At 51.4% G+C, this 8493-nt stretch carries 11 protein-coding genes; all 11 read left to right on the top strand.

Annotated features, from left to right (window positions below; all coding sequences use genetic code 11):
• Positions 1 to 219: 219 nt before the first annotated feature.
• The 11 genes from ACTQ3V_RS14925 to ACTQ3V_RS14875 all read left to right on the top strand — a co-directional run bounded on the left by ACTQ3V_RS14925 (position 220) and on the right by ACTQ3V_RS14875 (position 8278).
• Positions 220 to 633 (top strand): cysteine-rich VLP domain-containing protein, encoded by a 414-nt coding sequence (locus ACTQ3V_RS14925; RefSeq protein ID WP_040012746.1) that lies wholly within the window; start codon positions 220 to 222, stop codon positions 631 to 633.
• Positions 634 to 744: 111 nt separating this feature from the next.
• Positions 745 to 1140, top strand: coding sequence for a replication initiator protein A (locus ACTQ3V_RS14920; protein WP_373164790.1), 396 nt, complete (start codon positions 745 to 747; stop codon positions 1138 to 1140).
• 219 nt (positions 1141 to 1359) lie between these two features.
• On the top strand, positions 1360 to 1632 hold the full coding sequence (locus ACTQ3V_RS14915) for a transposase (RefSeq protein WP_441468207.1): 273 nt from the start codon (positions 1360 to 1362) through the stop codon (positions 1630 to 1632).
• Complete coding sequence (locus tag ACTQ3V_RS14910; protein WP_441468208.1) at positions 1629 to 2525, top strand: IS3 family transposase; 897 nt, start codon at positions 1629 to 1631, stop codon at positions 2523 to 2525. The genes ACTQ3V_RS14915 and ACTQ3V_RS14910 overlap by 4 nt, the downstream gene beginning before the upstream one ends.
• Before the next feature lie 68 nt (positions 2526 to 2593).
• Positions 2594 to 3532 carry a MobV family relaxase gene (gene mobV, locus ACTQ3V_RS14905; protein WP_373164788.1) on the top strand — a complete coding sequence of 313 codons (939 nt, stop codon included), beginning with the start codon at positions 2594 to 2596 and terminating at the stop codon, positions 3530 to 3532.
• A 58-nt stretch (positions 3533 to 3590) separates the two neighbouring features.
• Entirely contained in the window at positions 3591 to 3788 is a 198-nt protein-coding gene (locus ACTQ3V_RS14900) for a hypothetical protein (RefSeq protein ID WP_373164786.1), read from the top strand.
• A 95-nt stretch (positions 3789 to 3883) separates the two neighbouring features.
• A complete protein-coding gene (locus ACTQ3V_RS14895; RefSeq protein ID WP_441468206.1) occupies positions 3884 to 5506 on the top strand; it encodes a recombinase family protein in 1623 nt (540 codons plus the stop codon).
• 76 nt (positions 5507 to 5582) lie between these two features.
• Positions 5583 to 6002: a desulfoferrodoxin family protein gene (locus ACTQ3V_RS14890; protein WP_441468205.1), complete on the top strand. Its 420-nt coding sequence runs from the start codon at positions 5583 to 5585 to the stop codon at positions 6000 to 6002.
• A 165-nt stretch (positions 6003 to 6167) separates the two neighbouring features.
• On the top strand, positions 6168 to 6608 hold the full coding sequence (locus tag ACTQ3V_RS14885; protein ID WP_441468204.1) for an acyl-CoA thioesterase: 441 nt from the start codon (positions 6168 to 6170) through the stop codon (positions 6606 to 6608).
• A 207-nt stretch (positions 6609 to 6815) separates the two neighbouring features.
• Positions 6816 to 7691: a dipicolinate synthase subunit DpsA gene (locus tag ACTQ3V_RS14880; protein WP_441468203.1), complete on the top strand. Its 876-nt coding sequence runs from the start codon at positions 6816 to 6818 to the stop codon at positions 7689 to 7691.
• Positions 7688 to 8278 carry a dipicolinate synthase subunit B gene (locus ACTQ3V_RS14875; RefSeq protein WP_441468202.1) on the top strand — a complete coding sequence of 197 codons (591 nt, stop codon included), beginning with the start codon at positions 7688 to 7690 and terminating at the stop codon, positions 8276 to 8278. The genes ACTQ3V_RS14880 and ACTQ3V_RS14875 overlap by 4 nt, the downstream gene beginning before the upstream one ends.
• The last annotated feature ends 215 nt before the right edge of the window (positions 8279 to 8493 follow it).

Here is an 8493-nt window from a genome sequence, read left to right as displayed (position 1 = left end):
AAGTCCTCGATTGTTACCATGTGTATCGCCAGCTGCATCCCATCACCTCAGACTTTTTTCTTATTATAACATACCGCGAGGGCTGTTGCGAGACTTTGTCAACAGCGCCAAGTTGTCCCGAAGTTATGGGGAGCGTGCCAACGCCGGAACACGCCGCAGGAATGGGGCAGGAAGCCTTTTCGGGGAGAACGGCAGCGGAAAGCAAAATGGAGGGAACGCATGAAAAATAACCCCTACAAAGATTTGCCGCCGCTGGAACGCAGGCCAGACGGTTCCCTTTACCGCATGACACCAGCGCAGCGGAAACGGGCAAGCGCCCTGATACGCCGGGAGTGCTGTTGCTGTGAGGACGGCAACTGCATTGCCCTTGACGATGGGGACGCCTGCATCTGCCCGCAGACGGTTTCTTTCTCAGTCTGCTGCAAGTGGTTCCGCTGGGCGGTCTTGCCGCTGGACGGGGCATTGGAAGCAGAGATTTTCCGGGATAAGGACTTGAAACGCTGTGCAGTCTGCGGCGGCGTATTCGTCCCCAAATCCAACCGGGCTAAATACTGCCCCGGCTGTGCCGCCAAAGTTCACAGGCGGCAGAAAACAGAAAGTGAACGGAAAAGGAGGTCTTGTGTGGACAGTTAGGAGTGAAAAAAGCCTTGATTTATCAGGCTTTGCAAGCCCCAAACCGGGGCGGGTAGTATAAATTATCGCCCACCCCGGAAAACGGGCTTCTAACCGTCCACAAAACACGCTATGACAAACACGATTTACATTCATCAGCCGGAACAGGCGTTCAGCTTCACCCGGCTCCCCAATTTTCTCTTTGAAGCCCCTACATTCCAGCCCCTGTCCAACGAGGCAAAGCTACTGTATGCCTTTATCCTGCGCCGGACAGAGTTATCCCGGAAAAATGGGTGGGCGGACGAGTATGGGCGGATTTACCTGTATTATCCCATCTGCGAGGTGGTTGACCTGCTCCGCTGTGGGCGGCAGAAAGCGGTGAACACCCTGCGGGAACTGCAATACGCCGGGCTGGTAGAGATCCAGAAGCAGGGCTGTGGGAAACCCAACCGCATTTACCCAAAATCCTATGAAGTGGTTTCAAACACCGACTTCAAGAAATCCCGTTCTGGTACGCCGGAGGACTGAAAACCGTACCCATGAAGTACGGAAATCACCTTTGAGAAGTACGGAAACCGGACGGTATATAGAAATACAAAGATAAAAAGATTGATTCATATTCTATCCATTCCAATCCTATCCGAGCTATTTCCGGCGGGATTTTCCCTGTGGAAAACCCCGGATGGAGTGATACAATAAAACCGTACACCCAAGGTGATATAATGAAGCCAAGAAAGGGTGTAGTAGATGGGACGGAAATACACGGAAGAATATAAAGCCGATGTGCTGAAACTGGCCGACGAAATCGGAGTGAGCGCGGCGTGCCGGCGGCTTGGCATCTCCACGAAGACCGTATACAACTGGCGTCGGGCAGAGCGGCTCGCCAGTGGTCAGATTCGTGGCGTACAACCCGGAGAAACACCGGAACAGGCCATCACGCGGCTGACACATGAGCTGCATCAACTGCACGAAGCAAACTATATTCTTCGGAAAGCGCTGGGTTTTATGGCGGGTCGATAACTGGTGTTCGCCCGCGACAGTTATACGCATGGATCGAAGCCAATCATCAGAACAGCAGTATTGCATTGTGCTGTCAGACGCTCGGCGTGCGCCGGGAAGGGTATTATGATTGGAAACGCAGACCAATGCATACAGATCGCGACGCGGAAACGGTATCGGCCCTAAAGCAATTACGACAACAGCATCCGTGTTACGGTGTGCGCAGCTTGCGGGAGGCATTGCCGGAAACACAACGTCCAAGCTATGGAAAATGTTATCGGCTATGCAAAGAAAATCATCTGCTGATGCACAAAAAGCGTCCAAATAGTCTGACAAAGGTCGATTCCTACACGTCACAGAACGATGATCTGGTGCGGCGGGATTTTACTGCTCCCGCGCCCGGAACAAAGTACATCAGCGATATGACCGAAATCAAATGTGCAGACGGCAAACTGTATCTTGCCGCAATTCTGGACTGTTTTGATGGCGCGGTAGTCGGTTATGCAATGCGCCCCCATATGCGCGCCAGCTTATGCTGCGATGCGTTTCGCAATGCAGTTTCCCGCTATGGCTATCAAACCGGTTTGATCCTTCATTCTGATCATGGCAGCCAGTACACCAGCCAGGAATACCGTACGCTGCTTGCTCAGCATGAATCCATTCGTCAGAGTATGGGACGCACACATTGCTGTTTTGACAATGCGCGGATGGAAAGTTTTTTTGCAACGCTCAAAAAGGAGTTGATTTATCGGCTTCACTGCGTTTCTATGAAACGGGAGCAGGTTCGACAGTTGATTTTTCGCTGGATCGAAACGTATTACAATCGCCTCCGACGCAACACCGCCAATGAGGATAATCTACCTCCGCTTGTTAAGCGTTTGCGGTGGACACAAAAGCGGAGTCAGGTCGCCTGATGGAGTAAATTGGGTGTGCGGTTTTCTTGACCATTCCAGGATGGGAAAGGAATGGGGAAAGGAGTTTCATGGCACAACACGCAATTTTGCGTTTTGAGAAGCACAAGGGCAACCCGGCAAGGCCGCTGGAAGCCCATCACGAACGGCAGAAAGAACAGTACGCCAGCAACCCCGACATTGACACAGCCAAAAGCAAGTACAACTTCCATATTGTCAAGCCGGAGGGGCGCTATTACCACTTCATTCAGAGCCGTATTGAGCAGGCTGGATGCCGTACCCGCAAGGACAGCACCCGGTTTGTCGATACCCTGATAACTGCCAGCCCGGAGTTTTTCAAGGGGAAATCCCCAAAGGAAATACAGGCATTTTTCCAGCGGGCGGCGGATTTCCTCATTGACCGGGTAGGCCGGGAGAATATCGTATCGGCGGTGGTACACATGGACGAGAAAACGCCCCACCTGCATTTAACCTTTGTGCCGCTGACAAAGGACAACCGCCTGTGCGCCAAAGAAATCCTCGGCAACCGGGCAAACCTTACGAAGTGGCAGGATGATTTTCACGCTTACATGGTGGAGAAATACCCGGATTTGGAGCGTGGGGAGAGCGCCAGCAAGACAGGCCGGAAGCATATCCCCACCCGGCTGTTCAAACAGGCGGTTTCCCTCTCCAAACAGGCCAGAGCTATCGAAGCCGCCCTTGACGGCATGAACCCGCTGAACGCCGGGAAGAAGAAAGAGGAAGCCCTCTCCCTGTTGAAAAAGTGGTTTCCGCAGATGGAGAACTTCTCCGGGCAACTGAAAAAGTACAAGGTCACGATCAAAGACCTTTTGGAAGAAAATCAAAAGCTGGAAGCAAGGGCAAAGGCCAGCGAAAGCGGCAAGATGAAAGACCGCATGGAACGGGCAAAGCTGGAAAGCGAACTGGAAAATATGCAAAGGCTGGTTGACCGTATCCCGCCGGAAGTGCTGGCGGAACTGAAACGGCAGCAGCGAACAAGAGAGAGGTAAACGCTATGAACAGAAATTCAAGCTACATGATTAAAAATAATCATACGGAGGACACTGGATGGTAAAAAGCGAAAGCGACATTATTGATACAACACACACCGGGCAGGTCATTACTGACGAGAACGGCACACAGTATTTTGTATGTGGGAAAAACCGTATCAAAATCTCCGAACATTTCGCCGCTGGCGGTCGTCCGATTGGCGATCTGATTGTGGATGTCGTCCGGCACACGGCGGCAAAGGCCGCTTCTTCGTGACCCATCGTTGATACACGCCCACGCTTATGATATAATTGCCATAGAGCAAAAGTATTGTAAGCGTGGGTTGTTTCTTTAGAAGGAGGATTTTTACGGTGAAACAACCTTACAATACTACCATTTACAACACGGCTCTTTATATGCGGTTAAGCCGTGACGATGAAAGCTATGGCGACAGCGTAAGCATTGAAACGCAGCGGACAATCCTGCAACAGTACGCAAGGGAGCAGGGGCTTCATGTGGTCGGGGAATATGTGGACGATGGATGGAGTGGGACAAACTTCGAGCGTCCGAGTTTCCAGCGCATGATGGATGATGTGGAAGCCGGAAAAGTAAACTGCATTGTCACCAAAGACCTGTCCCGTTTCGGGCGGGAGCATGTGATGATGGACTACTATCTGGAATTTCTGTTTCCGGAAAAACGGGTGCGCTACATCGCCGTTGCGGAAAACGAGGACACAGAAAAGGGACTGTCTGATTTCGTGCCGTTCAAAAACCTGTTCAACGAATGGTTCGCAAAGGACACCAGCCGCAAGGTAAAGACCGCTTTCAAAGCAAAGTTTGCCGCCGGACAGCGTATCAGCGCCTATGCTCCCCTCGGGTACAAGAAGCACCCGGAAATCAAGAACAAGCTGGTGATCGACGAGGAAACCCGCTGGATCGTGGAGAAGATTTTTGACCTTGCCGTTCACGGCAAAGGGGCGGCCAGCATTACAAGGATATTGATTGCGGAAAAAGTACCGACGCCGGGATTTATCAACTTCCAGCGTGACGGGACTTTCGCCAATATCTACGCTGGCGCACCAGAGGAAAAAGGCTACGCATGGACGATAGCGCAGGTCAAAAGCATTATGAAAGATGAAACCTACATCGGCCATACCATCCACTACCGGGAGATCAATATTTCCTTTAAGAACAAGCGGAGGATACGCAAGCCACAAAGCGAATGGGTGCGGGTGGAAAACACGCAGGAGCCGATTATCAGCGAACAGGTTTTCAGGCAGGTACAGGAGCAGATTGCAAGCCGCCGGAGGGAGCGCAAGAATGGCACGACACAGATTTTTGCGGGGCTGATAAAGTGTGCGGACTGCGGCTGGTCGCTGGCCTACGGGGAGAACAGGCAGAACAGCAAGCCCTATGGCTACTACCATTGCAGCAAGAACGGGCAAGGTACACGCCAATGCTCCATGCACTACATCCGCTATGATGTGCTTTACGCCTATGTCCTCTCCCGTCTGCAATACTGGTCGGGGCTGGTACAGCACGATGAAGAACAGCTTTTGAAACGGCTGCTGAACGCCAATGACAAAGGACAGGCCGCCGCAAGAAAAAAACAGGCCGCTGAACTGAAAAAAGCGGAGAAGCGGAAAGCAGAGGTCGATACCCTGTTTGCCCGGATGTATGAGGACTGGGCGGCGGGGCGTATCACGGAATACAACTTCAATATGCTGTCAGGGAAGTACCAAAGCGAACAGGCGGAACTGGAAGAAAAGATTGAACAGCTTCAATCTGTCATTGCCGCTGAAAGCCAGAGCGCCGCAGACGCAGAAAAATGGATTGCCTTGATGAAAGAGTGCGTCAATCCCACGGAACTCACCGCCGAACTCTTGAACACGCTGATTGAAAAAATCCTTGTCCATGAGGCGGTCAAGAACGAGGACGGGAGCCGGGAACAGGAGGTAGAAATCTTCTACCGCTTCATCGGCAAAATTGATTGAACGACACCAATATCTTTAACTATGTGAAACCGGCAAAGGTTTTCCGGACATTTCTCTGTTGGAGTCATTGGCAAACGTGCTGCAGGTCTCTTTACCGGAGCTACTGAGCGGTGAGCAGGTCATCAATACCAACCGTGCATCTAACCTGCTGCGGTCAAAGCTTTATATCTGCCCCATCTGCGGCAACGTGTTGCACAGTACCGGTCCGGCTGTGATTTCCTGCTGCGGTATCATACTCCCCCCAATGGAGGCCGAGGAACCGGATGACGTGCACGCTGTGCAGTGTGAGGTGATAGAACACGAGCATTATATCACTGTTGACCACCCAATGACGAAAAGCCACTACATTTCCTTTATCGCCTGTGTCACCGGCGACCGGTTCGACATGGTTAAACTCTATCCAGAGAGTAACGCACAGACGCGTTTTTTCATCCGCGGCCACGGAATGTTGTACTGGTACTGCAACCATCATGGACTGTTCTGTCAGCGTCTTTGAGTTTGCCTGGTCGACGCTCGACAAATAGCGGTTTTTATGCTATTATAGAGATGCGAAAACCGTTCGCGCTTTTGTTGTTCTACGCACGCTGCGCGGTGACTATCCACGCGAACAAACCAAGGCGCCCACAGGGCGCCTTCTCTTTCGGAAAGGAACGAACACAGTATGACTCCCTATGAACACAAGGTACAATACTACGAAACCGACGGCATGGGTATTGTCCATCATTCCAATTATATCCGATGGTTTGAAGAAGCCCGTGTTGAACTGCTCGATCAGCTTGGCTATGGCTATGACCGCATAGAAGCAGAGGGCTTTGGAAGCCCTGTGCTGGAAGTACACTGTAAGTATAAAACCATGTCAAGATTCGGCGATACAGTGCTGATTTTTGCACAAATTACGGAATATAGCGGCACTCGTATGGCACTTCACTATGAAATACGAGACGCACAAACCAATGCACTGCGATGCGAAGGCGACAGCCGACATTGCTTCATGGGTCGTGACAATCGTCCGGTATCGCTCAAACGTAGCTGGCCTGCGTTGGACAGAGTTTTTACTGCGCAACTCCAATCGCAAAACACAGAAAATGATAGTGAGGTCTAACGGTCTATTGACTTGCAAAGCGTGTCTTCTAAATCACAAACAAATATCATCATATCTATCGGTCAGCAGCGTCAGTTGCTGACTTATTTTATATCATTGCGTTCATTACCAAGCAGGTGTTTCCTATCATTTGAGCGCGGCCTTGCTTTGCTCTGCCGCACAGTAGTTCCGCACGCTGCATAGGATGAGACAAAGGAGGTATTTGTTATGAACCAAACGGCGACCCTTGCGGTTGTCGGCGGCGATATCCGGCAGGCATACCTCGCCGGACTGCTGTGTGCGGATGGGCACACAGTACGCACCTTTGCGCTGGAGCGCCATCCAATCGAAGGGTGTGCCGCTGTTAGTGACCCTCGAAGTTGTTTTACTGATGTGCAGGCAGTGATTCTGCCACTCCCTGTGCAGCACGGAAATTCGGAGCTTAATGCTCCGTTATCCAATACGCCATATCCACTTATCGATGTGATAGATGCAATTCCTGCAAATACCATCACGTTGGCTGGCTCTGTGCCGTTTTGGGTGCATGCTCGTGCTGTACAGAATAACCTGCATCTAATTGATTACTTAGCGCGCGATGAACTTGCCATACGCAACGCCGCTCCCACCTGTGAAGGCGCATTGCAGCTTGCCATGGAACAGACTGCGCATACGATCCAACAGTCGCGTTGTCTGGTAATTGGGTATGGCCGTATTGGTGCGCTCCTGGCGCACAAATTACATGCGCTTGACGCGCAGGTGACGGTATCTGCTCGTTCACCGCGTGACTTTGCGCGCATTGAAACTCAAGGAATGCAGACGTTGGATACCCGTCAACTTTCCGGTCATCTTGCCGGATTTGATATCATATTTAATACAGTCCCCGCACCAGTGCTCGGAGCTGCGGAATTGGCTGGACTTACCCCTCCCTGCCTGATAATTGATCTGGCTTCTATGCCCGGCGGTATTGCACCGGACGCAAAGCTGCCCTCCGGATGTCGTATTTTGCACGCGTTATCTTTACCAGGTAAAGTTGCGCCGCTCACTGCGGCACATGCCATTTACGATACGGTTTGCAATATTTTTCACGAGGAGGGTATCCTATGACCCCGCCAATTCGCATCGGCTTTGCTCTGACCGGTTCTTTCTGCACCTTTTCTGCTGTTCTGCCCATCGTTGAAACCCTTGTATCACGTGGATGCGAAGTCACGCCTATCTTATCTGCACATGCTGCAACACTAAATACCCGTTTTGGAACGGCGGATATGTGGCGCAGTCGCCTGTGTGAAGCAACCGGACGCGAAGCCATAGACACCATCTCTGCTGCGGAACCTATCGGCCCAAAGCAACTATTTGATATTTTAGTGATTGCCCCCTGTACTGGGAACACACTGGCAAAACTTGCGCATGGTGTGACGGATACTACAGTCACCATGGCGGTGAAAAGTCATCTGCGAGGAGAAAAGCCAGTTGTACTGGCAGTTTCTACAAACGACGCTCTATCCGGCAGTGCATCGAATCTGGGTGCCCTGCTCAACCGCAAACACTATTTTTTCGTACCCATGCGGCAGGATGCGCCATTTGCTAAGCCGCGCTCTCTGGTGGCAGACATGGGACGCATACCGGAGACCATAGGCGCAGCGCTTGAAGGCAGACAGTTGCAGCCAATCTTGCTGTGCCCGGGTGAACGCTGATCCGATAAACAGAAACACCATATTCTTATCCTCGTGCCCAGCCGGATTTGTGATTGCAAGTTTCCACAAACAGATATCCCCCTGTATAGGGTTGTGCTCTGTGCTATGATATGCTCCCTCTATGAGAGACAGTGAAATAAAACACTGTCAATCATGGAGGGGGCACTTCTATGTCACAAAAGTCAAAAGTAAGTATTGAAGAAAAGACAAAGATG

Source organism: Candidatus Agathobaculum pullicola, assembly GCF_052117205.1.
In the GTDB taxonomy this organism is placed as follows: Bacteria; Bacillota; Clostridia; order Oscillospirales; family Butyricicoccaceae; genus Agathobaculum; species Agathobaculum pullicola.
The sequence above is the reverse complement of the archived record's forward strand: the minus strand, read 5'-3'. Positions and strand labels throughout refer to the sequence as shown.

Bases quoted from the DNA above. Each gene is read 5' to 3' on its own strand.
- ACTQ3V_RS14885 (WP_441468204.1), top strand. From the start codon at position 6,168: ATGACTCCCTATGAACACAAGGTACAATACTACGAAACCGACGGCATG.
- ACTQ3V_RS14920 (WP_373164790.1), top strand. From the start codon at position 745: ATGACAAACACGATTTACATTCATCAGCCGGAACAGGCGTTCAGCTTC.
- ACTQ3V_RS14900 (WP_373164786.1), top strand. From the start codon at position 3,591: ATGGTAAAAAGCGAAAGCGACATTATTGATACAACACACACCGGGCAG.
- ACTQ3V_RS14925 (WP_040012746.1), top strand. From the start codon at position 220: ATGAAAAATAACCCCTACAAAGATTTGCCGCCGCTGGAACGCAGGCCA.
- mobV (WP_373164788.1), top strand. From the start codon at position 2,594: ATGGCACAACACGCAATTTTGCGTTTTGAGAAGCACAAGGGCAACCCG.
- ACTQ3V_RS14880 (WP_441468203.1), top strand. From the start codon at position 6,816: ATGAACCAAACGGCGACCCTTGCGGTTGTCGGCGGCGATATCCGGCAG.
- ACTQ3V_RS14875 (WP_441468202.1), top strand. From the start codon at position 7,688: ATGACCCCGCCAATTCGCATCGGCTTTGCTCTGACCGGTTCTTTCTGC.
- ACTQ3V_RS14915 (WP_441468207.1), top strand. From the start codon at position 1,360: ATGGGACGGAAATACACGGAAGAATATAAAGCCGATGTGCTGAAACTG.